The 23683-nt window shown below is 73.0% G+C and carries 20 protein-coding genes; 10 read left to right on the top strand and 10 right to left on the bottom strand.

The annotated features are described in order from the left end of the window. Positions 1 to 12: 12 nt before the first annotated feature. Both ACFPIJ_RS08465 and ACFPIJ_RS08460 read right to left on the bottom strand, forming a co-directional pair. On the bottom strand, positions 13 to 690 hold the full coding sequence (locus ACFPIJ_RS08465; RefSeq protein WP_380114103.1) for a LysE family translocator: 678 nt from the start codon (positions 688 to 690) through the stop codon (positions 13 to 15). After that, positions 690 to 1427 (bottom strand): phosphodiesterase, encoded by a 738-nt coding sequence (locus tag ACFPIJ_RS08460; protein WP_380114102.1) that lies wholly within the window; start codon positions 1425 to 1427, stop codon positions 690 to 692. Before ACFPIJ_RS08460 ends, ACFPIJ_RS08465 begins: the two co-directional genes overlap by 1 nt. A gap of 95 nt (positions 1428 to 1522) precedes the next feature. Here ACFPIJ_RS08460 and ACFPIJ_RS08455 point away from each other — a divergent pair, with 95 nt between their 5' ends. Continuing rightward, positions 1523 to 2101 (top strand): CGNR zinc finger domain-containing protein, encoded by a 579-nt coding sequence (locus ACFPIJ_RS08455; RefSeq protein ID WP_380114101.1) that lies wholly within the window; start codon positions 1523 to 1525, stop codon positions 2099 to 2101. A gap of 1 nt (position 2102) precedes the next feature. Here ACFPIJ_RS08455 and ACFPIJ_RS08450 read toward each other — a convergent pair whose 3' ends face one another. The 3 genes from ACFPIJ_RS08450 to ACFPIJ_RS08440 all read right to left on the bottom strand — a co-directional run bounded on the left by ACFPIJ_RS08450 (position 2103) and on the right by ACFPIJ_RS08440 (position 5324). Next, positions 2103 to 2255, bottom strand: coding sequence for a hypothetical protein (locus tag ACFPIJ_RS08450; protein ID WP_380114100.1), 153 nt, complete (start codon positions 2253 to 2255; stop codon positions 2103 to 2105). A gap of 43 nt (positions 2256 to 2298) precedes the next feature. After that, on the bottom strand, positions 2299 to 3024 hold the full coding sequence (locus tag ACFPIJ_RS08445; protein ID WP_380114099.1) for a DUF6193 family natural product biosynthesis protein: 726 nt from the start codon (positions 3022 to 3024) through the stop codon (positions 2299 to 2301). A 200-nt stretch (positions 3025 to 3224) separates the two neighbouring features. Then, on the bottom strand, positions 3225 to 5324 hold the full coding sequence (locus ACFPIJ_RS08440) for an MMPL family transporter (RefSeq protein WP_380114098.1): 2100 nt from the start codon (positions 5322 to 5324) through the stop codon (positions 3225 to 3227). Between the two features lie 135 nt (positions 5325 to 5459). On the opposite strand from ACFPIJ_RS08440, the gene ACFPIJ_RS08435 reads away from it, so the two are divergent. Continuing rightward, positions 5460 to 7721: an exo-beta-d-1,3/1,6-glucosidase gene (locus ACFPIJ_RS08435; RefSeq protein ID WP_380114097.1), complete on the top strand. Its 2262-nt coding sequence runs from the start codon at positions 5460 to 5462 to the stop codon at positions 7719 to 7721. Between the two features lie 11 nt (positions 7722 to 7732). Beyond that, complete coding sequence (locus tag ACFPIJ_RS08430; RefSeq protein WP_380114096.1) at positions 7733 to 8281, top strand: GNAT family N-acetyltransferase; 549 nt, start codon at positions 7733 to 7735, stop codon at positions 8279 to 8281. Here the strand turns inward: ACFPIJ_RS08430 and ACFPIJ_RS08425 are convergent. Both ACFPIJ_RS08425 and ACFPIJ_RS08420 read right to left on the bottom strand, forming a co-directional pair. Continuing rightward, positions 8278 to 9447: a PP2C family protein-serine/threonine phosphatase gene (locus ACFPIJ_RS08425; RefSeq protein ID WP_380114095.1), complete on the bottom strand. Its 1170-nt coding sequence runs from the start codon at positions 9445 to 9447 to the stop codon at positions 8278 to 8280. The genes ACFPIJ_RS08430 and ACFPIJ_RS08425 overlap by 4 nt on opposite strands. A gap of 13 nt (positions 9448 to 9460) precedes the next feature. Then, positions 9461 to 10285, bottom strand: a complete 825-nt coding sequence (locus ACFPIJ_RS08420; RefSeq protein ID WP_380114094.1) for a CPBP family glutamic-type intramembrane protease — start codon at positions 10283 to 10285, stop codon at positions 9461 to 9463. 158 nt (positions 10286 to 10443) lie between these two features. Between ACFPIJ_RS08420 and ACFPIJ_RS08415 the strand changes: the two genes are divergently transcribed. Next, complete coding sequence (locus ACFPIJ_RS08415; RefSeq protein ID WP_380114093.1) at positions 10444 to 11625, top strand: sensor histidine kinase; 1182 nt, start codon at positions 10444 to 10446, stop codon at positions 11623 to 11625. A gap of 50 nt (positions 11626 to 11675) precedes the next feature. Then, positions 11676 to 12284: a response regulator gene (locus tag ACFPIJ_RS08410; RefSeq protein WP_380114187.1), complete on the top strand. Its 609-nt coding sequence runs from the start codon at positions 11676 to 11678 to the stop codon at positions 12282 to 12284. A 12-nt stretch (positions 12285 to 12296) separates the two neighbouring features. Here ACFPIJ_RS08410 and ACFPIJ_RS08405 read toward each other — a convergent pair whose 3' ends face one another. Then, positions 12297 to 14003, bottom strand: coding sequence for an MOSC domain-containing protein (locus ACFPIJ_RS08405; protein WP_380114092.1), 1707 nt, complete (start codon positions 14001 to 14003; stop codon positions 12297 to 12299). A 241-nt stretch (positions 14004 to 14244) separates the two neighbouring features. Between ACFPIJ_RS08405 and ACFPIJ_RS08400 the strand changes: the two genes are divergently transcribed. The 3 genes from ACFPIJ_RS08400 to ACFPIJ_RS08390 all read left to right on the top strand — a co-directional run bounded on the left by ACFPIJ_RS08400 (position 14245) and on the right by ACFPIJ_RS08390 (position 18779). Then, positions 14245 to 17046, top strand: a complete 2802-nt coding sequence (locus ACFPIJ_RS08400; protein WP_380114091.1) for a ricin-type beta-trefoil lectin domain protein — start codon at positions 14245 to 14247, stop codon at positions 17044 to 17046. Between the two features lie 90 nt (positions 17047 to 17136). After that, positions 17137 to 17922, top strand: a complete 786-nt coding sequence (locus ACFPIJ_RS08395) for an SAM-dependent methyltransferase (protein WP_380114090.1) — start codon at positions 17137 to 17139, stop codon at positions 17920 to 17922. Positions 17923 to 17996: 74 nt separating this feature from the next. After that, complete coding sequence (locus ACFPIJ_RS08390) at positions 17997 to 18779, top strand: OmpA family protein (RefSeq protein ID WP_380114089.1); 783 nt, start codon at positions 17997 to 17999, stop codon at positions 18777 to 18779. A 4-nt stretch (positions 18780 to 18783) separates the two neighbouring features. On the opposite strand, the gene ACFPIJ_RS08385 is transcribed toward ACFPIJ_RS08390, so the two are convergent. Next, on the bottom strand, positions 18784 to 19410 hold the full coding sequence (locus ACFPIJ_RS08385) for a lipoprotein (RefSeq protein ID WP_380114186.1): 627 nt from the start codon (positions 19408 to 19410) through the stop codon (positions 18784 to 18786). A 200-nt stretch (positions 19411 to 19610) separates the two neighbouring features. Beyond that, positions 19611 to 21452 (bottom strand): Hsp70 family protein, encoded by a 1842-nt coding sequence (locus ACFPIJ_RS08380; RefSeq protein WP_380114088.1) that lies wholly within the window; start codon positions 21450 to 21452, stop codon positions 19611 to 19613. Between the two features lie 110 nt (positions 21453 to 21562). On the opposite strand from ACFPIJ_RS08380, the gene ACFPIJ_RS08375 reads away from it, so the two are divergent. Together ACFPIJ_RS08375 and ACFPIJ_RS08370 are read left to right on the top strand one after the other, a co-directional pair. Then, positions 21563 to 22840 (top strand): condensation domain-containing protein, encoded by a 1278-nt coding sequence (locus ACFPIJ_RS08375; RefSeq protein ID WP_380114087.1) that lies wholly within the window; start codon positions 21563 to 21565, stop codon positions 22838 to 22840. Beyond that, positions 22824 to 23678, top strand: a complete 855-nt coding sequence (locus tag ACFPIJ_RS08370; protein WP_380114086.1) for a hypothetical protein — start codon at positions 22824 to 22826, stop codon at positions 23676 to 23678. The genes ACFPIJ_RS08375 and ACFPIJ_RS08370 overlap by 17 nt, the downstream gene beginning before the upstream one ends. Positions 23679 to 23683 lie beyond the last annotated feature (5 nt).

Below are 23683 nucleotides of genomic sequence, written 5' to 3'. Positions count from 1 at the left end.
CCTCACTGGGCCTCACGCCACCGCGGCGCGGACGCCGAGAGCGACGAGGACCGCCCCGGCGACCCGTTGCACCACCGGGGACGCCGTCGGGCGGGCCCGGCCGATCAGCACGGTCCAGCCGAGCAGCCAGACGGTGATCAGCGCGGCCTGCGCGGTGGCGAGGACGAAGATCTGCGGGACGATCGCCGCGTGCGGGTCGACGAACTGCGGCACCAGGGTCAGGAAGATGGCCGCGGCCTTCGGGTTGAGCACGTTGCCGAGCAACGCCTGCAGATACGCCGGCTGCGGCGAGCCGGCCGACTCCAAAGCAGAAGCTGAGGCAGAAGCCGAAGCTGAGGTCGAAGCCGAAGCCGAAGCCGAAGCAGAGGCAGAGGCGGAGGCGGAGGCGGAGGCCGAAGCCACGGGCGGGCGCGATCGCCAGGTCCAGACGCCGAGCCCGATCAGATAGGCGGCGCCGCCGAGCCGGACCGCGGTGAACAGCTCACTGGAGCGCATCACCAGCGCGGACAGGCCGGCGGCGGCGAGGGTGGCATGGACGTACAGGCCGGTGACGGTGCCGAGGATGACCGGCACCGCCCGCCGCGCGCCGTCGCGGGCGACCCGGTGGCTGAGCAGGGTCAGACTGGCGCCGGGCAGAACGATCAGCGGCAGGATCGCCACCACGAAACCGATTACGCCGGGTGCGGGCATCAGCGCACGACGCGGTAGTGCGTGACGAGGTTCCAGGCGTCGTCGAGGATGTGGTACGCCAGCCCGGGCGGCGCGTCGAGGTCCGCCAGCTGGTCGCTCTCCCACGGCAGCCGCAGGGTCCAGGTGACCCCGGGCGCCACCAGCAGCGGCCGGCCGCGGAAGGTCGACGCCGCGGCCGTGTGTGCGTGCCCGGCGAGCACCGCGATCACGTTCGGGTGCGCGTCGAGGAGCGCCGCGAGCCCGTGCACCTCCTGCAACGGCATCGAGTCCGGCAGCGGGTGGTGCAGCGGCACCGGCTGGTGGTGGAACGCGATCAGCGCCGGGGTGTCGCCCAGCTCGGCGAGGGTGCCGGCGAGCCACTCCAGGGTGTCCTCGGCGAGCAGCCCCTCGTCGCGGCCGGGGATGGTCGAGTCGCACATCAGGACCGCGAGGCCGCCGACACGGTGGAGCCGGTTGACCGGGCCGCCGTCGGCCGGCTCGCCGAGCAGCGCCTTGCGGTAGGCGGCGCGCACGTCGTGGTTGCCGGGGCACGGCAGGACCGGGAACGGCGCGGCCAGGAGCCGGGCGGCGGCCTCGTACTCGGATTCCTCGCCGTGGTCGGCGATGTCGCCGGTGACGAGCAGCGCGTCGACGGGCCGGGGCAGCCCACGCAGGTGGTCCATGACCCGGCCGGCCCGCTCGAGGCTGCGGTCGGTGCCGTCGAGGTGCAGGTCGCTGATGTGCGCAAGCAGGAGCACGAGGATCTCCTAATGGGATCGAGTGAAGATGGCAATAGGCACGCTAGCCGGACCACCAAATGCAATCAAGGGGAGATTCCATTAGCATGGTCGGCGTGAGCCACTGGGATCTCTCACTCGCCCTGGTCGGCACGATCCGGCACGACGGCGACGGCGGCGTGGCCGACGACCTCGACACCGTCGAGGGCCTGGCCGGCTGGCTGTCCGCGACGGCGGGCATCGGTGCCGAGCCGCCGGCCGCGACCGAGGAGCTGCGCCGGCGCGTGACGACGCTGCGCGCGGCGGTCCGCTCCCTGTTCGCCCGGGCCGTGTCCCCGCTGGAGCCGAGCAAGGCCGACGCCCGCAACCTCATCGACGTCGGGACGGCCCTCGCGCAGCTGAACGCGGCCGCCGCCGGGCTGGGACCGCCGGCGCTGGACTGGCCGGCCGGCGGGGCGCCGCGGCTGACCTACCCGATGACCGCGACCGACGCGGACGGCCGCCTGCTGGCCACCTTCGCCGGGGCGGCGACCGGGTTCCTCGCCGGCCCCGACGTCACCCGGTTACGCGCCTGCCCGGCACCGCGCTGCGTGCGGTACTTCCTCCAGGACGACCCGCGGCAGGCCTGGTGCAAGCCGTCGTGCGGCAACCGCGCCCGCGTTGCCCGCCACTACCAGCGGCAGCGCAGCACCTGAGTCAGTCCCACCAGAGCGTCACCACGCGGGCGCCGGCCGGGACCTCGATCGGCCGCAGCAGCGGCCCTCCGTTCCACCACTCGTAGCCGGGCTCGTCCGGGGACAGCGACGCCACCCACGAGGCGACCGCTTCCGCCGGCGCGGTCGCCACCACGTAGACGTGGTCACTGAAGGGCCACTCGTCCGGAAACGTGAGCTCAGGCGGAGCGGGCGCGCAGTGCGTCCAGCATCAGCGCCACGGCCCCGTCCGCGTCGGCGGTGCCGAGGTCGGCGCCGTTCCAGTCCTCGACCCGGTAGCCGCCGTCCACGACGACGACCGAGATGTTGTCGGCGCTGGGCGGGTAGCCGACGGTCCGGTGGAACAGCATCCCGCGGGTGGTCTGATACGGCATCAGCGAACGGATCCGTGGTTCCCGGCCCGCCGCCACGAGCAACGGCAGCAGCAGCTGCGGCCCCGCCTCCAGGTAGCGCCGCCATGCGTGCTCGACGATCGAGCCGCGGCCGTGGGTCGCGGCGGCCTCACCGTGGCACAACGCCGGCACCACGGCGGCGAGCTCCTCGACCCCTGTCCCGGAGAGAGCCCCGGTCCCGGCGAGAGCCCCGGTCCCGGCGAGAGCCCGCGTCCCGAAGAGCCACGCGTGCAGGCCGGCGACCACGGTGGCCAGCTCGGTCGTGGACGCGTGCGCGACGAGGGTCGCGCCGTGCCGGAACTCCATCCGGAACGCCCAATCCCCCGGGTCGAGCAGCACCGTCGCCAGGAGCTGGCCGTTGAAGACCCTGGCGCCGCTGTCCCTCCAGCCCGGTGCCGGGTCCGTCCCCGGCCGCAGCGGCACCCCCGCCGCGGCACAGGCGGCCTGCAGCGCCGCGGCGAGAGATCCCGCCGGTGCCACATCGGGATACCGGCCGGGATCCACCTCGAACATGGCCACAAGTCTATCGACTGAGGCATTCGACACAGTTTGCTGCTTTCCGGACATGGGTACCAGTGCCTCCGCAATGAATGGGAGGCACGCATGCTGTCGCATGACGAACGTGAGTACCGCGAGTTCGAGCACGACGAGGATCTGCTGATCGTGGAGGAGGAGCACGTCAGCGGCCCGTACCGCGACGGGCGCCCGATCCTCTAGGCGGCCACCCGGTCCTTCTCGAGGACCGACGGCCCGGTGGTCCGGCCGAGAGCGCTGGGCCACCACATGCGTTCACCGACGTCGAGGTTCAACGCGGTGACGAGCACGGATCGCACGATGATCGTGTCGAGCAACACACCGAACGCCACCGCGAAACCGATCTCGGCGAACGCGGTGAGGGGCAGCGTGGCAAGGACCGCGAACGTGCCCGCGAGGACCAGGCCGGCCGAGGTGATGACGCCCCCGGTGGCCGACAACCCGACCAGGGCGGCGCGCCGGGTGCCGTGTTTGACCGCCTCCTCCCGTACCCGGGTCATGAGGAAGATGTTGTAGTCGATCCCGAGCGCGACCAGGAACACGAAGACGAACAGCGGCAGCGACGAGTCGGCGCCCCCGAAGCCGAAGACGTGGCGGAAGACCAGCGCGCTGACGCCGAGCGCGGCGCCGAAGGACAGCACGACGGTCGCGATGAGGATGACCGGCGCGAGCACCGAGCGCAGCAGCAGGATGAGGATCAGCAGCACGACCGCGAGCACGATGGGGATGATCAGGTTGCGGTCGCGCTTCGCCGCGCGCTGCACGTCCAGGTTGATCGCGGTGGTCCCGCCGACCTTCGCGGCCGCGCCGGGCACCGCGTGCACGGCGGCGCGGACCCGGTCGACGGTGTCGTAGGCCGCCTGGCTGTCGGCCTGGTCGACGAGGTCGCCGGTCACATACGCGTAGTTGCCCTGGACGGCCGGCTCGCTGACCGACGCCGGGTCGATGCCGGCCACGCCGGCGAACGCGGCCCTGGTCGCGGCGGCGGCACCGGCCGTGCTGATGACGACGACGGGGCTGCCCGCGGCGCCGGCGCCGTGCCGGGCGAGGACCTCCTCACCGACGATCGAGTCCTGGGTGTTGCGGAACGATTCCTTGTTGGTGAGGCCGGTCGCGTCGAGCTGCACGACGCCGATGGTGGCGACGGCGAGGACGAGCGCGGTGGCGACCCACACGCTGCGGGGGCGCTTGGCGATGCGGTCACCGACGCGGGCCCAGAGGCCGGTCGCGGTCGGCTCCGCCGAGCCGACCTTCGGCCGCAGCGGCCAGAAGATCCACCGGCCGCAGATGGTGAGCAGCACCGGCAGCAGGGTCAGCATGACGGCGAGACCGACCGCGATGCCGATCGCGGCGACCGGGCCGAGGCCCTTGGTCGAGTTGGTCTCGGCGAAGAACAGGCAGAGCATGCCGAGCACGACCGTGGCGGCGCTGGCGATGATCGCGGGCCCGGAGCGGTGCAGCGCCTCGGCCATCGCCTCGTGCCGGTCCTCGTGCCGGCGCAGCTCCTCCCGGTAGCGGGCGATGAGCAGCAGCGCGTAGTCGGTGCCGGCGCCGAAGACGAGCACCGTGAGGATGCCGGCACTCTGCGCGTTGACGACCAGGTCGGCGTGCTTGGCGAGCAGGTAGATCACGGCCTGGGCGGCGATGAGCGCGACCCCCGAGGAGATCACCGGCAGGAGCCACAGCAGAGGGCTACGGTACGTGATGAGCAGGATCACCACGACCACGGCGACCGTGCCGAGCAGGAGGCTGCTGTCGATGCCCTCGAACGCGGCGCTGGAGTCCGCGGCGGTGCCGGCGGGGCCGGTGATGTGCACGGTGAGCCCGTTGGCACCCTGCGCAGCGGTGTCCCGCAGCTGGTCGGCGAGCGCGCCGGCCTTGGCCCAGCCGTCGGCGCCGAGGTTGAGCGGGACGATGACCTGGGCGGCCTGGCCGTCCTTCGTCGGGATCGGGCCGGTGACGGTGCCGTCGAGCTCGGCGAGCTTCCCGAACGCGGCGGCGTCGGCCTGCATCTTGGTGCCGTCGGCAGCGGTGAGGCCGGAGGCCCGCTCGTACACGACGATCGCCGGGATCGTGTCGGGCGAGGCGAAGCTCGACTGCACGTCGATGACCTGCACGGACTCGGCGCCGCCGGGCAGCCACGACTTGGTGTCGTTGCGCTCGACGTCGGTCAGCTTGCCGGCGAGAGGGCCGGCGAGAGCCGCGACGGCCAGCCAGAAGATCACGAAGACGTACTTGATCCGGCGGCCCGAAATGGCCCCGGCGACAGACTTCCCCATGGGTCGATGCTTGCATAGGTAGGCGCGCTACGCATTGTGACCCAGGACACGCTGCGTGATGCCCCGAGGTGGGGGGTTCTCCAGAGAGCGCTCTCCCGCGTATCGTTCTGGGCGGACCAGTGTGAAAGGAACTCCGTGCCAGCGTCTCTGCCCTACCTCGACCCATCCCTCGCCGTCGCCGAGCGCGTCGCCGACCTGCTCGCCCGCATGACGCTGCCCGAGAAGGTCGGGCAGATGTTGCAGCTCAACGCGCGCGACGGCGTCCGCCACCTCGTCGAGGACATGCACGCCGGCTCGATCCTGCACGCCTCACCGGAGCGGGTCCTGGAGGCCACCGCGCTGGTGGAGCGGACCCGCCTGCGGATCCCGCTGCTGGTCGCCGAGGACTGCATCCACGGCCACTCCTTCTGGAGCGGCGCGACGATCTTCCCGACCCAGCTCGGCATGGCCGCCTCCTGGGACCCGGAGCTCGTGGAGCGGGTCGCCCGGGTCACCGCCGTCGAGGTCGCCGCCACCGGCATCCACTGGACCTTCTCCCCCGTCCTGTGCATCGCCCGCGACCTGCGCTGGGGCCGGGTCAGCGAGACCTTCGGCGAGGACCCGTTCCTCATCGGCGAGCTCGCCTCCGCGATGGTCCGCGGCTACCAGGGCGACGGCCTGGCCGACCCGACCGCGATCCTGGCCACCGCGAAGCACTTCGCCGGCTACTCCGAGACGCAGGGCGGCCGCGACGCCAGCGAGGCCGACATCTCCCGGCGCAAGCTGCGCGCCTGGTTCCTGCCGCCGTTCGAGCGGGTCGCCCGCGAGGGCTGCCGCACGTTCATGCTCGGCTACCAGTCGATGGACGGCGTGCCGATCACCGTCAACAGCTGGCTGCTCGACGAGGTGCTGCGCGGCGAGTGGGGCTACACCGGCACCCTCGTCACCGACTGGGACAACGTCGGGCGGATGGTCTGGGAGCAGCGGGTCCACGTCGACTACGCCTCCGCGTCCGCGGCCGCCGTCAAGGCCGGCAACGACATGGTGATGACCACCCCGGGCTTCTTCGAGGGCGCCCAGGACGCGGTCGCCAAGGGCATGCTCGACGAGGCCGACATCGACCAGGCCGTGCGCCGGGTGCTGACGCTCAAGTTCGAGCTCGGCCTGTTCGAGCAGCCCCGCCACCCGGACCCGGACCGCCAGTCCGCGGTGATCGGCTCCGGCCCGCACGCCGCGGTCAACCTCGAGATCGCCCGGCGCAGCCTGGTGCTGCTGCGCAACGACGGCACGCTGCCCATGTCCGGTTCCGCGAAGACGGTCGCCGTCGTCGGGCCCAACGCCGACGACCAGCACGCCCAGCTCGGCGACTGGGCCGGCGCGTCCGGCCAGACCGAGTGGCTGCCCGACGGGCACCCCCGCGAGCTGACCGAGACCGTGCTGGACGGCCTGCGCCTGGTGGCCCCCGACGGCTGGACCGTCACGACCGCCCGCGGCGCCGACATCCTCACCGTCGGGCCGGACCCGGAGGGCGAGTTCTTCCCCGACGGCCAGCCCCGCCCGCACGTCGTGCACCCCAGCGCCCCCGACCCGGCGATGATCGCGTCCGCGGTCGCGCTGGCGGAGGAGGCCGACTACGTGGTCGCGGTGGTCGGCGACCACATCGAGCTCGTCGGCGAGGGCAAGTCCACCGCCACCCTGGAGCTCATCGGCGGCCAGATCGCCCTGCTCGACGCGCTCGCCGCGACCGGCAAGCCCCTCGTGGTCGTCCTGATCAGCTCCAAGCCCCTCGTCCTGCCGCCGTCGGCGCTCAACGCGGCCGCGATCATCTACGCGGCCAACCCGGGCATGCGCGGCGGCCGGGCGATCGCGGAGCTGCTGCTCGGCGTCATCGAGCCGACCGGCCGACTGCCGATCTCCTTCGCCCAGCACTCCGGCCAGCAGCCCACGTACTACAACCAGGTCCGCGGCCAGCACGGCAGCCGCTACGCCGACCTGACCCAGCGCCCGACGTTCGCGTTCGGGCAGGGCCTGAGCTACACCACCGTCGCCTACGACGACCTGCACATCGAGCAGCCCGAGGTGACCGCCGCGGACACGCTGCGGGCCACCGTCACCCTGCACAACACCGGCAGCCGGCCGGCCCTGGAGACGGTGCAGATCTACGTCAGCGACACCGTCACCTCGGCCACCTGGGCCGACAAGGAGCTCAAGGCCTACACGCAGGTGTTCCTGGCCCCCGGCGAGCGGCGCACGGTAACCGTCGAAGTGCCCGTCGCCGAGTGCACGTTCGTCAATGCGGCGGGGGTACGGGTGGTCGAGCCGGGCGCATTCGAACTCCTCGTCGGCTCCTCCTCGCGCGACGAGGACCTGCTGCGCGCCGACTTCAACGTCAGCCAGCCGGTCCACCCGTCCGTCTGACGGCAGCGGTGGTGAGCCGGTCCCGGCCGGACGTGCTGGACGCGACGGAGCTGAGCGCCGACCCGCGGTTCGTCGAGGCGGCGCAGCGCATCCTGGCGGACCTCGTCCGGGGCGGCGCGGCGCTCGGCTGGGTCGAGCCGCCGTCGCTGCCCGAGGTCGCGGACCTCCTCGGTCACGTCGCCGCGGCGGCGCGGGCCGGGGACGGTGCGCTGCGGGTGGCGTACGCCGGCGACCGGCTCGTCGGGCTCGGCTACTGGCTGCGGTACGCCCGGCCCACCCACCGGCCGCACGCCGACCTGGAGAAGCTCGCGGTGGCCGCCGACGCCCACGGGCAGGGCGTCGGCCGGGCGTTGACGGCGGCGCTGATCGCCGACGCCCGGCAGGCCAGGATCGAGGTCCTCACCCTGGACGCCCGTGGCGACAACAGCAACGCGCTGCACCTCTACCGGTCGCTGGGCTTCACCGAATACGGCCGGCTGCCGGACTTCGTCGCCGTCGGCCCCCGCCGCTACGACAAGGTCCTGCTGATGCTGGACCTGCGCCCGCGGAGCGGGTCTTAGGGCCAGGTCAGCAGCAGGGCGGTCGCGTCGTCCTGCAGCTGGTCCTGCTGGTGGGTGAGCAGGGTCCGCACGAGCCGGCGCATCGTCTCGGCCGGCCGGAGCTGATCCGCGAGGGCCTTCGTGACGCACTCGACGAGCCGGTCGATGCCGAACTGCTCGCCGTCCCCGGTGCGGGCCTCCACCACGCCGTCGGTGTAGAGCAGCAGGGCGTCGCCCGGCTCGAGGCGCTCCTCGGCGACGGCCGGCATCGGGTCGCCGAGGTAGCCCAGGCCGAGCGGCAGGGCGGTCGGCGCCAGCAGGGTGCGCACCAGCCGCCCGTCGCGCAGCAGCAGCTCCTCCGGGTGCCCGGCGCTGATCTTGCGGTAGGTGCCGGTGTCGATGTCGAGCTCACCGAGGATCGCGGTGACGTAGCCGTCCGGATACTGGGCGTGCACCCACTTGTCCACCGACCGGCACGAGTCGACGAGGTCCAGCCCGCAGCGGCGGGCGTTGCGGTACGCGCTGATCGCGAGGGACGTCAGCGCGCTCGCCGCGATCCCGTGCCCGACCGCGTCGAAGACCGCCACGTGCAGCACGGACCCGTTGATGGCGTAGTCGAACGCGTCGCCGCCGACGTCGTAGCAGGGCTCCAGGATCGCCGCGACCGCCGCGTCGGGCGTCGCGAACGTCAGCGGCGGCAACTGGTTCCAGATGATCTCGGCGGCGAGCTGCATCGGCAGGCGCCGCCGGGTGCGCTCCAGGGTGTCGCCGTAGGTGCGACGGGTCGCCACGATCCCGGCGAACGCGCCCGCCAGCGCCCGCAGGTCGCGCACCAGCGCCGCGTCGTCGCCGAGCGGGGCGGCCAGTCGCGCCGCGAGCACGCCGAGCCGGTCGGCGCCGTTGACGACCGGCACCCAGATCCGCTCGGGCGCGCCGCCCCGCACCGGCTCGCCGCTGGTGTAGGCGCGCCCGGCGAGGGTGCCGTCGATGCGCACCGGCTCGCCCGGCTCGCCGCCCGTGACGGCCAGCGGCAGCAGCTCGACCTGCCCGTAGTCGACCAGGAACAGCTCGACGTCCACGGCCCCGAGCCCCGCCGCGGCCTGGGACGCCACCGCCGGCAGGTCCTCGGGCCGGGCCTGGTGCAGCGCGTCGACCAGGTCGTGGACCGCCTGCATCGCACCAGTCACACTGCCACCCCGGTCAGGCCGTCGCCTCGGTTGCTGTCCTCACGTCCCCACGATGGTGCTGCACCATCCCCGAAACACCAAACGCGGCCGCGATCACCAGCACGGTCGTGACGACGCCGGTCTCCCCGGTGGTGTACGTGAACGCCACCGGCGCCGCCACCACCGCGCCCCGCATGACGGCCTCGTTGACGGAGTTGAACGCCTGGTGCATGAGCACGACCGACCAGACGCTGCCGCTGCGGTCGCGCAGCCACGCGTAGACGGCGCCGGCCGCGGTCAGCGTCACCAGGAACACCGGGATGATGACGAACGGGCTACCCGGGATGCCGGCGAGATACCCGGTGAGCAGGAACAGCGGCAGGTGCCACACGCCGTGCAGGAACCCGACGACCAGCGCACCGCCGCGCGGCCAGATCTCACGGACCAGCGGCAGCAGGTACCCGCGCCAGCCGATCTCCTCGCCGAGGCCGAGCACGACGGTGATCACCAGGCCGGCGACGGCGTCCGCCGGTGACATCGCGCCGAGATCGAAGCTCGCCAACCCGGCCGCGGCGGCGACCAGATAGCCAACCGCCAGGATCGCGGTCGGCAGCAGGAACGCCACCGGCCAGGTGCGCAGGCCCAGCCGGTGCAGGCCGAGACTTCGCCAGGCCTCCCTGCGCCGTCCGTCGGGCGTGACGACGAGCAGCATCACCAGCACCGCGACCAGCGGCGAGAACATGCCGAGCAGCGCCGCGCCGTCCTGACTGGGCACGACCAGCGCGAGGACGGTCGACATCGACAGTGCGATGAGGTAGTAGCCGGCCGCCTTCTGCGGCGCGGTGAGGTCGGGAAACATTGCGTGGTCTCCTTTTTCGGTGGGGTACGACCACGATCGGTCAGTGGCACGCGCCGGCGCGTCTGGCCGCGGACCCGTCCTGTCTCTGCCTGCAGGCAGAGGCGCCCTCGGCCGCGGGGAGGACGATCGGCGCCCGACCGGCGCGTACGGTCATGTCCGTGACCCTGCGACCGTCGGCGACGTGGCGCGACGCACTGCTCGCCGTCGCCGCCGCCGGCGCCGCCTGCCTGGCCCTGCTCGGCACCGACCTGCACGCGATCGACCCGGCGCTGCGCGACCCGGGCCTGTTCGCCGTGGCCGTGACCGCCGGCGCCGGCCTGTCCGGGTTCTGGTGGCACACCCATCCGGCCCGCTGGTTCGCCGCGACAACCGTCGCCGCGGTCGCCGTCGCCGCCGCCGGGCACTACGTCGGCCTGCTCCCGTGGTTGGTGACGGCGGCGCTGTGCGCGGTCGCGGCCCGGCACCCGCGCCGCCGGAGTCTGGCCGCGCTGGCGACCGCCGTCGCCGGGTACACCGCGATCACGGTCGCCGGTATCCCCGACAACGCCGGCGACGCCTTCCTGTCCACGGTCGCGCTGCTGCTCGCGGCATGGGCCCTCGGCGACGGTGTCCGGCTGCGCCGCGCCAGGGTCGCCGCCGACCTGCACGCCGCCCGCAGCGACGCCGCCGCCGCCCGGCAGGAGGCCGCCCGGGCCACCACCGAGGAGCGGCTGCGCATCGCCCGGGAGCTGCACGACGTGGTCGCGCACAGCATGTCGCTGATCGCGGTCCACGCCGGCGTCGGCGCGCACCTCATCCGCACGAGACCCGACCAGGCCGAGCGCACCCTCGAGGTGATCGCCGACACCAGCCGGGAGGCCCTGGCGCAGACCCGATCGCTGCTCGGCCTGCTCCGCGACGACCCGCACGAGGGCGAGGACACGGCCGTGCCGCTGCCGGGCGCCGGCGGCCTGGCCGGGCTGGTCGACGCCGTGCGCGGCAGCGGGCTCGACGTCACCCTGCACGTCCACGGCGAGCCGCCGGCCGGGTCGCCCGCGGTGGAGCTGGCCGCGTACCGCATCGTGCAGGAATCGCTGACCAACGTGGTGAAACACGCGCACGCGACCACCGCAACCGTCCGCGTCGAGCACACCTGCGACGCGACCCGCATCGAGGTGTTTGACAACGGCACCGCGAGCGGCGGCGGCAGCAGCGACCTGGTCCGGCCCGGTCACGGGCTGCGCGGGCTCACCGAACGGGCGGCACTGCTCGGCGGCCGGCTCACCGCCGGCCCAGGACCGGACGGCGGCTTCCGCGTCCACGCCACCCTGCCGCTGCCCGCCGGGACGGTGCTGCCGTGATCCGGGTCGCGGTCGTCGACGACCAGGCGCTCGTGCGCACCGGGTTCGTCATGCTCCTGGACGCCACCGACGGCGTCGAGGTCGTCGGCGAGGCGGCCGACGGCGTCGAAGCCGTCGACGTGGTCCGCCGCACCCGGCCCGACGTGGTCCTGATGGACATCAGGATGCCGAGGATGGACGGCATCGAGGCGACCCGCCGCATCTGCGCCGACCCCGGCTGTCACGGCGCCCGGGTGCTCATGCTGACCACGTTCGACCAGGACGACCTGGTGTTCTCGGCGCTGCACGCCGGCGCCAGCGGCTTCCTGCTCAAGGAGACCCGCCCGCAGGACCTGCTCCAGGCGATCGAGGTCGTCGCCCGCGGCGATGCGCTCCTCGCGCCCGGCGTGACCCGCCGGCTCATCGCCCGCTTCACCGAGCTGACCCCCGCGGCCGCACCGCCAGCCGTGCCCGACCTCACCGGCCGCGAGCGTGACGTCCTCGCCGCGGTCGCCACCGGCCGGTCCAACCGGGAGATCGGCGAGGACCTGCACATGGGGTACGGCACCGTGAAGACCCACGTGAGCCATCTGCTGACCAAGCTCGGCTGCCGAGACCGGGCCCAGCTGGTCGTCTTCGCCTACGAACACCGCATCACCGTCCCCGGCGAGCGCCGCTGACCCACGGTGGGTTCACAGGTCCAGCACGAGGTCGCTGCGGGGGCGGGCGCAACAGATGAGGACGGTGCCCTCGGCGGGTGGGTCCAGGGGCTCCGGGACCGATTCCACGGCGCCGGACAGCAGGCCGGTCTCGCAGGTGTGGCAGACGCCGGTCCGGCAGGACCAGCGGACCGGGACGCGGCAGGTCTCGGCGAGGTTCAGGACAGTGCCGTCGGTGTCGGTCCAGCCGGCGGTGACACCGCTGCGGGCGAAGGTGATGGTGGGACCCGGGCCGGGGCGGGACCGGGGCGGGGCGGCGGCCGCTGGGCGTACACCTGGCGTCACTGCCGCCACGGTGGTGAAGTCCTCCCGGTGGATCTCCGTGACGCCGGCCGTGGCCAGGGCGGCGGTCACGTCCTGCATGAACCCCGCCGGTCCGCAGACGTAGGCGACGGCTGACGGCGGCAGGTCGAGCCCGCTCAGGACGCCGGCGTCGAGGCGGCCGGCGAGGTCGTAATCGATGTCGGGGCGGTCCTGCGGGCGGGGGTGGCTGAAGCAGATCACGCGCCGGCCGGGGCGCAGGGCCCGGACCTCCGCGGCGAACGCGTGGCCGGCACCGTCGCGGGCGCCGTGCAGCCACCAGACGTCGCGGCCGGTCGGGTGGTCGGCGAGGTCGTGCAGCATCGCCAGCAGCGGGGTGGCGCCGATCCCGGCCGACACCAGCAGCACCGGACGGTCCGACCGGTCGAGGGTGAAGGTGCCGCGGGGCGCGGCCACGTCGAGGGTCGTGCCGGCCCGGACCTGGTCGCGGAGGTACCCGCTGCCCGCGCCGCCGGGTTCGTGTTTGACGCTGATGCGATACGCCGGCCCGCCCGGTGACCCTGACAGCGAGTAGCTGCGCACCAGCCCCGGGCCCAGCCGCAACGTCAGGAACTGCCCCGCGGCGGGCACCGGCAGCGGGATCCCGTCGGGCGCGGCGAGCCGCAGCGACACCACGTCGGCGGTCTCCGGCTCGACCGCGGTGACCACGAGCGGGCGGAACCCGGGCCACGCCGGCGGCGCCGCCACGGCCGCCAGCCCCGGGTTGCCGGCGTGTTCGGGCTGGTCGAGCAGGGCCCGCAGGGACGCCTTCCAGCCGGGACTGAGCGCATCGATCCGCAGCGCCCGCGCGGCGGTGCTCCGGTCGTGCCCGGGAAGGTAGAGCAGCGCGTCGATCTCGGCGATGGTGACCCGCTGCGGCCCGTCGGCCACGTGAACGATTTCGTCGCCGGCGCGCACCTCGCCCTCGGCGATGACCCGCAGGTAGAAGCCGGGGCGGTGGTGCGCGACCAGCAGCGCCGGGATGCGCGGCTCGCCGAGGCGCAGGCCGACGCGGTAGCAGGTGACCCGCGGCTGGGTCACCTCGACGACCGCGCCGCCGACGCGGAACCGGTCGCCGACGCAGACCTCGTCGTCGGGCAGGCCGTCGACCGTGAAGTTCTCCCCGAAGTGGCCCGGGGCCAGGTCGTCGCGGCCCAGGAACTCGCGCCAGTGCCGGTAGGAGTCGAGCTGGTAGACCAGGACGGCGCGCTGTTCGCCGCCGTGGCCGGCGAGGTCGCCCTGGCCGTCGCCGTCGAGGTTGAGCCGGCGCAGCAGGACCGGCCCGTCGACCGGCGCCTTCCAGACGCCGGTGTGCACGGTGCGCCCCTGCCACGCGACGTCCTTCGGCAGGCCCACGTTCACCGACACCAGCGTCGCCACAGAACCGACGCTATCGCCGCCGCCCGCCGTGACCACACCTGCGACGGATGACGGCCGCCGGTGACCTTCTGCGCGCATTCAGCAAACTTTCGCTGAGTCGTGCAAAAGCTATGGACTTGCTGATCGAAACTGCCTAGTCTTCCGGCGGGTGGTCCAGTCGTCGGCGTCGATAGGCCTGCCCGAGCTTCAGCGTCCCCCGACCGCCATCCGGGGACGTTTCTCCGTCCCCCCAGGAGGAAGCATGGGCATCAGGCCTTTGCGCTCGTTCACCATCGCCGCCACCGCCGCCGCCACCGTTGCCGCCATTGGCATCTGGGCCCCGCCCGCCAGCGCGATCCCCGCTCAGGAGCCCGGGGTGACGCTGCGCGTCTACGACGTGCAGACCGCGCTCAGCGCGATCTGCACCCTCAAGACGGGTCAGACCCCGAACGTCGACAAGCTGATGCCGACGATCAACTGGACCACGCCCGCCGACTTCGGCTACGACAACCTGTTCGTCTCCCAGGTCATCGGCAACGTCAACATCGCCACCGCCGGCAGCTACACGTTCCGGCTCAGCAGCGACGACGGGTCCCGCCTCGCGATCGACGGCGCCACCGTCATCAACCACGACGGCCTGCACGGCGCGACGCCGCCGAAGGAGGGCACCGTCACCCTCACCACCGGCTACCACGCGCTGCGCATCGACCACTTCGAGCGCGACGGCGGGCAGCAGATCACGCTGGAGTGGAAGACGCCCGGCTCGTCGGCGTTCGTGCTCGTGCCCAACTCGGTGCTCAGCACCGACGCCGGCGTCGTCCGCGTGACCGCGCCCGGGAAGAAGGAGTGCGAGGGCGCCGGCGACTCCCCCGGCGACGGCCTGCCGCTGACCTCGGTGCACCCCGGTTTCACGCTGACGAACCTGCGCCCCAACGCGGCGTTCCAGCCGAAGGTCACCGGCATGGACTGGCTGCCCGACGGCCGCCTGGTCATCTGCACCTGGGGCGGCAACGACCAGTCCGGCACGTCGCAGGCCGGCGAGGTCTGGATCCTCGGCAACACCGGCGGGGCCACCTCCCCCGGCAACGTGACGACCAAGCGCATCGGCAGCAACCTCAAGGAGCCGATGGGCCTGAAGGTCGTCAACGGCGTCGTCTACGTGTCGGAGAAGGCGCGGCTCACCCGGCTCGTGGACACCACCGGCGACGAGGTCGCCGACCAGTACCAGACCGTCGCCACCTGGCCGTTCAGCGGCGCGTTCCACGAGTTCGCGATGGGCCTGCTGTACCGCGACGGCTACTTCTACCTGAGCCTCTCGGTCCCGATCGACTACGGCGGCGCCAGCACCGTCCCGCAGCCCGTAGCCAACCGCGGCACCTCCGTCAAGGTCAACGCGACGACCGGCGCCGTGGAGTACGTCGCCGGCGGCCTGCGCACCCCGCACGGCATCGGCTGGGGCCCGGAGAACGGCCTGTTCGTCACCGACAACCAGGGCGGCTGGGTGCCCGCGTCGAAGCTGGTGCAGATCAAGCCCGGCCGCTTCTTCAACCACTACAACACCCCCGCCGGGCCGTTCGACTACAACGCCGTCACGCCGCCGGTGCTGTACATGCCGCAGAACGAGATCGCCAACTCCCCGAGCACCCCGATCGTCATGCCCACCGGCATCTACGCCGGACAGCTGATCATCGGTGACGTCACGTACGGCGGCCTGCAGCGCGCGTACCTGGAGAAGGTCAACGGCGAGTACCAGGGCGCTCTGTTCCGGATGACCCAGGGTCTCGAGGCCGGGGTGTCTGAGGTGAACATCGGTCCGGACGGCGCGATCTACGTCGGCGGGATCGGCGCCGGCGGCAACTGGGGTCAGGCCGGCAAGCTGAACTACGGCCTGCAGAAGCTGACCCCGAACAGCACGGCCACGTTCGACATCCTCGCGATGCGGGCCACCGCGGCCGGGTTCGAGCTGGAGTACACCCAGCCGCTGTCCGCCGCGACCGCGACGGACCTGGCCTCGAAGTACACGTTCAAGCAGTGGCGGTACGAGGCGACGTCCGCCTACGGCGGCCCGAAGGTCGACGAGGAGAACCTGACCGTCACCGCCGCGACCCTGTCCTCGGACGGCAAGAAGGTCTCGCTGACCGTCGCCGGGCGCAAGCCGGGCCGGGTCGTCTACGTGCGGTCGCCGAAGCCGTTCAGCTCGTCCAGCGGGCAGTCGCTGTGGAGCACCGAGGCCTGGTACACGCTGAACGCCATCCCCGGCGGCGCCACCGTCGCGAACCTGGCGCTCAACGCACCCGCCACCGCGGACAGCTCCTGCACCACGGCGGAGGCGCCGGCGAAGGCCGTCAACGGCACCGTCTCCGGCGGCAACAGCGACAAGTGGTGCTCCAACAGCGCGAACAAGTGGCTGCAGGTCGACCTCGGCTCGAGCAAGGCCGTGGGCCAGATCGTGGTCCGGCACGCCGGTGCGGGCCGCGAGGCCGTGGCCAACACCAGCAACTTCACGCTGCAGACCAGCCCCGACGGCACCACCTGGACGACCCGGGCGACCGTCACCGGCAACACCGCCAACATCACCACGCACAACCTCAGCGGGGTGACCGCCCGCTACGTGCGGTTCGCCACCACCGACACGCCCTATGCCCGGGTCTACGAGCTGGAGGTGTACCAGCAGTCGGGTCCGACGTCCGGCCCGATCACCGGGATCGCCGGCAAGTGCCTCGACATCGACAACGCGGGCACCGCCGACGGCACGAAGATCCAGCTGTGGACCTGCAACGGCACCGCCGCGCAGCGCTGGTCCCGGGTGGGCAGCACCTACCAGGCCAACGGCAAGTGCCTCGACGTCGACAACGCCGGCACCGCCAACGGCACCAAGGTGCAGCTGTGGACCTGCAACGGCACCGGCTCGCAGGTGTGGCAGCCGCAGGCGAACGGTTCGATCCTGAACCCGCAGTCCGGCAAGGTCCTCGACGCCCTCGGCGGCGCCTCCGCCGACGGCACCCAGATCCACATCTGGGACTACGCGAACGTGGCCAGCCAGAAGTGGGTGGTCCCGGCCTGACGGCCGAAGGGGCCCGGTACGCCTGTACCGGGCCCCGGCGCGGGGACTAGTCTGGTCCGGACATTCCCCCATCGCAGTCCAAGGACGGACATGACGGTCAACGAGGAGCTCGACACGACTGTCGCGCATTCCGCGCGACTCTGGAACTACCTGCTGGGCGGCAAGGACAACTTCGCCGTCGACCGGGAAGCGGCCGAGCAGGTCCTCGCCTACATGCCCGAGCTGGTCCAGTCGGCGCGGTTCAACCGGCAGTTCCTCGGCCGGGCCGTGCGGCACCTCGCCGGCGAGGCCGGTATCCGGCAGTTCCTCGACATCGGCACCGGCCTGCCCACCGCGGACAACACGCACGAGGTCGCGCAGTCCGTCGCCCCGTCGGCCCGGATCGTCTACGTCGACAACGACCCGATGGTCCTGGTCCACGCCCGGGCCCTGCTGACCAGCAACCCCGAGGGCGCCACCGACTACCTCGACGCCACCGTCCGCGACCCGGAGGCGATCCTCGCCGAGGCGGCCCGCACCCTGGACTTCACCCAGCCGGTCGCGATCATGCTGCTCGGCATCATCAACTTCGTGGTCGACGACGAGGAGGCCGCGGCCATCGTCCGGACCCTGGTCGACGCCGTCCCGTCCGGCAGCTACCTCGTCATGTCGCACCCGACCCGCGAGGTCAACGCCGCCGCGGTCGACCGGGCCGTGCAGATGTGGAACAGCAGCGGCGCCGCCCCCATGGCGGTCCGGGACCCGCAGCAGATCGCCGCGTACTTCACCGGCCTGGAGCTCCTGGAGCCCGGCGTCGTCACCTGCTCCCAGTGGCGCCCCGACGGCAACGACACCACCCCGGCGTCGGAGTTCGCCGGCGTGGCCCGCAAACCGTAATCCGTCCCCCGAGAAGGTGTCGGCTACCCGCCTGTGACGAGCGGCGGCACGACCGGAAACCTACGCTCCCGCCAATGAGACGTGTGCGGAGTCACGCCGGCGCCTGGTTGCCGGTCATGGTTGTCGGCGTGCTGCTGCTCACCGGCTGTGGCTCCTCCTCGGACGGCACCCCGGCCGGGGGCGCCACCTCGGCCGCCGCGGACGCCACCACCGAGGCGCCCGCCGAAGAGGAGCCCGTCTCGCTGCCGCCGGGCGCCCAGCCGGGCCTGGACGACTACGACGGCGACGGGCAGAAGGACCCCACCTGCTCGACCCAGGACTTCGGCGCCGGGCTCGTGCTGCGCATCCCGTGCCAGATCGGCAACGCGCACGACCCCGAGAACGACACCCGCCTGGTGAAGGACTCCCTGTATCGCCTGCCCGGCCCCGACATCGACCTCACCGGCGTCTCCGGCTCGGTCCTGGAGGCCCGCGACCCCAACGGCGTCCACGTCTACATCGTGACCTTCAACAGCGACGCCCTCTTCGGCACCGGCAGCGCCGACATCGGCAGCACCGACACCCTCGACAACACCATCAAGGTCATCAACAAGCTGTACCCGAACGGCGCCATCCAGGTCCGCGGCCACACCGACGCGACCGGCTCGGCCGCCGGCAACCAGACGCTGTCACAGCGCCGGGCGGAGACCGTCCGGGCCTACCTGACCGGACACGGCGTCAGCGCCTCCGCCGTCACCGCCGTCGGCCTGGGCAGCACCCAGCCCCTCGTCGAGGAGAAGAACACCGACGGCTCCGTCAGCGTCGCCGGCCGCGCCTTCAACCGCCGCGTCGAACTGGTCATCCGCCTGCCGAAGTAACGGCTCAGAACGAAATCGCGGTGCGGGCCAGGACGTAGGCGGGCAGGCCTTCCTTGAACTCGTCCTCGTCCGCCCCGCGCCACACCACCAGGACACCGCCGGTGGCGAACGCGCGGCCGGGGCCGTTCATGTTCGCGGCGAGCGCGGCCTCCACGCCGCTCTTGCCGCCGATGGTGATCTCCCGTTCGCCGGTCGTCTTCCCGCCGAACAGCGGCGTGATCATCAGCACCGCGAGCGCCTGCTGCGCGTCGGTGCCCTCGTAGGTGAACACGCGGATAAAGCCGATCACGCCGGCCGGCTTGGCGTCGATCTCGCACCGCAGCGTCAGCCCGCCGGTCGACCAGCGGTAGAAGGCGGCGTCCTTCGGGGTCCATTTCGCCGCGATCGGCAGCGTCGCGGGGATGGCGCACTCGGTGCCGGGACCGATCTTGCCGGCGGCCGCGGCGGGGGCCGGGTCGACAAACGCAGGATCGGCGGCGGCACCGGCCGACGCCGAGGGAGCGGCGCCCGATGCGGACACGGACACGGCCGGGACCGGCGTGCCGGAGGCCTGTGCCCTCGGGGTGGCGGGGTCGTCCGCGCAGGCGCCGAGCAGGGCGAGGGAGGCCGCAACCGCGAAGAGGGGGATCATTCGCACGGCCGAGATCTTCGCACAACCCACCGGCCGCCGATGACCCCGCGCGGGTAAGGGGATGTGCTCCAGTTCGTTGGTGGAGTCGCCGTCGGGCCGGGCAGCACCCACCCGCTCGTGGAGGAGAAGAACACGGACGGCTCGGCAAGCGTGGCCGGCCGCCCCTTCAACCGTTTGTCGTGTCCGACACCCGACCAGACCTACGGGATGCGCTCCAGTTCGTTGGTGTAGTCGCCGTCCGGGCCGTACTGGATGAGCTTCTGCGCGTCACAGAGGTACCGCTCGGGTTGGGTGCTGAGCGGTCCCTTGCCGCTGTTGTTGCGCTTGCCGTTGCGGTTGAGGACCCAGCTGATCTCGCCGGACAGTCCACTGAGGACGACGGTGCCGTCGAGGATGCGGTAGTTGCCCTGGGCGACGCCGCGGAACGTCTCGTCCCAGTTCGCGCCGTCGAAGGTGGCCCGGTACGGGGCGGAGGCGTTGGCGTCGTACACCGTGTGCCCCTCGCCGTCGAACGTCTGCAGGACCCCCGCGCCGCCGCTGAACTGCTTCCGCGTCGAGCCGAAGTTGACGTGGACCTCGCTGCTGGTCTGCCGCCACCTGCCGACCAGGCACGGATCGAGCCCCGCCGCGACGCTCACCGCCGGTGACGGGGAGACCGACGGCGAGGGCGACGCCGAGGCGGACGGCGTGGGCAGGATCGCCGGGAGGGCGTCCGCCCGCGGGTCGGGGCGCAGCGACCAGGCCAGGGCTCCGCCGCCGGCGAGGACCGCCAGGGCGACGACCGCGGCGAGAATCACGAGCCCACGCCTGCCCCGCCACGACGGCTGCGGCTGCGCCTGCGGCAACGGCTGCGGCGTGGACGTAGCCGAAGCGGACGGGGCGGACGGGGTGGCCGGAGCGGGCGGGGCGGACGGGGTGGCCGGAGCGGGCGGGGCAGTCGCCGGGGACGGAGACTGGGGCGAGGCGGAGACCGGCGCCGCCGCGCCCGAGGTCGGCTGGTCGAAGCCGCGCAGGCTGCCCTCCGCCACCGCCAGCTCCGGCTGGTCCACGACCACCGGCGCGACGCCGAGGGCCGACTCCAGCGCCGCCGCCACGGCCGGCATCCGGCTCGACCCGCCCGCCAGGAACACCGCCGCCAGCGACGACATCGGCTGCCCCGCGACCGCGAGGACCTCCACGCAGGTGCTGACCGTCCGCTGCAGCACCGGCGCCGCCAGCCGGTCCAGCGTGGCCCGGTCGACGGGCACCTCCACGTTGAACAGCGGCAGGTGCACCAGCGTCGACGGCAGCCGCGACAGCATCTCCTTCGCCGTGCGCACGTTGTCCCACACCTGCTGGGCCACCCTGCGGTCGAGGGCGTCGGCCGGGTTGGTCAGGCGCGGCCAGTACCCCTGCGGATCCGGCACCTGATCCCGCAGCCGCGCGAAGAGCGCCGCGTCGACGTCGAGACCGCCGGCGTCGTCGAGGCCGAGCGTCGCGAGCAGCTCGAACCCGTCCTCCGTGCGCCGCACCACCGACGCGTCGAACGTCCCGGCGCCGAAGTCGTAGACCAGCGCGGTCCCGCCGACCGGCACCCGGTGCCCGGCCACGTCCGCGAAGTAGTGTGCCGCCGCGACCGGCTCGGCGACGAGCCGCGTCCCGGGCGGCGCCGCGTCGAGCAGCACCTGCCGCCGCCGTTGCCCCCACGCCGCCGGGCAGGTGACGACGACGTCGGTCAGCGCCCCGCCCGACATCCCCGCGGCCTCGACGACCGCCCGGTCGAGCACCGCCTTGAACAGCCGCCCGACCGGCACCTCGGCGTCGCCGAGCAGCACGGCCGCCTCGTCGACCCGGCGTTTCGGATTCGGCTCCAGCAGCCCGGGGCTGGCCATCCCCAGGTGCACCGCGTCCCGCCCGACGACCAGCCCGCCGTCCGCGTCCAGACAGACCGCCGAGGGCATCAGCGGCGAACCGTCGAACAGCAACGGCCGCGGCTCCCGCCCGTCGGCGGCGAGGACCGCCACCGTCGTCGAAGTCCCGAAGTCGATCCCCAACCGCGTCACACCCGATACGGTACTGACCGCCCACCCCGAGCCACCGCCGCGGATGTCTGCACATTTCCTGCAACCGCCGCAGCCGTTCGCCGGCCCGGGATTCGCTTAGAGTGACCACCATGAATGGCCGTCGCACCGTGTCGTTCGCCGGGGAAGGCTCCGGGGCCGGGGAGCTGTCCTGGGGGCAGCTCGACGTCTGGCTGAAGATGCGCCGGCTGGGCCGGACGTTCGCGATGGGTGGGGCGCGGCCGCTGCCACCGGGCAGCACCGTCGACGACGTCGCCGGGGAGCTCGCGTACCTGATGGGGCGCTACCAGTCGATGCGGACCCGGTTCGAACCCACCGCCGGCGACGGCCCGCCGCGGCAGGTCGTGCACGAGCGCGGCACGATCGACCTCGAGATCGTCGCCGCCGACCCGGAGGACGTCGCCCGGCGGTTCCGCACGACCCCCTTCGACTACGCCGACGAGTGGCCGGTGCGGATGGCCGCCGTCGTCGACGGTGACCGGTGCACCCACGCCGTCCTCGTCATGTCGCACCTGGTCTTCGACGGCGCCGGCGCGGTCGTGATGATGGCGGAGACCGCCGAGCGCACCACCGCCCCGGTGCGCGGCATCGCACCGCTCGAACAGGCCCGGCAGCAGGCCCTGCCGGCGGCGCAGCGGCACAACGCGGCCGCGCTGCGGCACTGGGAGACCCGGCTGCGCCAGATCCCGGTGCCGGCGATGCCGCCGTCGCGGGACGTGCGCAGCCCCCGCTACCACCACGGCGTGTTCCGCTCCACCGCGTTGCCGGCGGCGCTGTCGGCCGCGGCGCTGGAACACGGCACGGACACCGGCGCGGTGCTCCTCGCCGCGTTCGCGACGGCGTTCGCGGCGGTGACCGGCGTCGCCGTGCTGCCGTTGCGGCTGATGGCGAGCAACCGGTTCCGCGCCGAGCTGGACGGCAGCGTCTGCCCGGTGTCCCAGAACGGGCTGTGTGTGCTGGACACGACCGGCGAGTTCGGCGACGTCGTGCGGCGGGCCCGGGGCGCGGCGATGGCCGCGTACAAGCACGCCTACTACGACCGGCGTGACCTCGAGGCCCGCGTCGCCGCCGTCGTCGCCGACCGCGGTCCCGGCGTCGACCTGGACGTCAACTTCAACGACCGCCGGTTCGGCGGCTCGCTGCGGCCCGTCCCGCGACCGGCCGGACCGGACAGCGAGTTCGCCTGGGTCAGCGCGCACGACGACCCGCAGTCGGCGTTCTTCCTCAGCGCCGACGGCTCCGACGAGGTGATGGAGCTGACGCTGTTCGTCGACAGCCACTTCCTCGCCCCCGACGACGCCGCCGCGATCCTGTGGGCGATGGAGACGGTCGCGGCCCGTAGGCTCGCACGTCATGACCGAGGCGTATGAGCTGGCGACCGCTGCCCTGCGCGGGGACCCGGCGCGGCGACCGGACATCGACCGGCTGTCGCTGGCGGAACGGCTGATGGTGCGGGCGTTCTCGCTCAGGCGGGAGGAGCACTTCCACGCGATGGGGCTGTTCCACGAGGCGCTGGCGCGGGATCCGTACCATCCCGGCGGCCGCTACGATCTCGCCTGCGTCCTCGCGGGTGCCGGCGACCGCCTCGGCGCCGGGGTGGCGTTGCTGGCCGCGATCCGTGACGGCGGCGGCGAACGGCTCGCCGCGCGGGCCGCCATCGACCCCGATCTGGCGGGCCTCGACCTGCCGGCCGGCGAGCTGGCCCGGGCGGTGCACGGCGGGTCGCACTGCCTGTCGGTGTTCCAGGTCCGGCCGGAGCACGATGGCAGCATCCGCTTCCGGGTGCGGCCGGAGCTGCGTGAGCAGGCCTACGAGGAGAGCCTCGGGCTGAGCGTCAGCGACGTCCTCGGCGCGCTGCGGGGCCGCCCCGATCCCCTGGATCCGCGCAGCTACCGGGATTCCGCCAGGCCCGTCGAGGAGTTCGAGCTGTGCATGTACGCCGACCGCAGCTACTTCCGCGGCTGGGACCTGCACTGCGCGCTGCGGCGGCTGGCGCCGTTCGTCGAGGACGCGCAGGGATTCGTGTGGGACTGGAACGTCGGCGGGTACCTCGACGAGATCGCGGTCGTCGACGGCGAGCTGACGATCCTGCGCCAGTACACCGGATACAGCGATCCCGGCAGCCGTGAGGACCTGCTGCGGGAGCGGGTGCGCCGCTCCCCCGGCGACCGCCTGCTGGCCGAGGCGGTCGCCGCCGAGTTCGGCTGACGGCG

The sequence above is a fragment of the Dactylosporangium cerinum genome, assembly GCF_042653625.1.
GTDB classification, from domain to species: Bacteria; Actinomycetota; Actinomycetes; order Mycobacteriales; family Micromonosporaceae; genus Dactylosporangium; species Dactylosporangium cerinum.
Note: the sequence above shows the minus strand (reverse complement) of the source record. Positions and strands in the feature narration are given on the sequence as shown.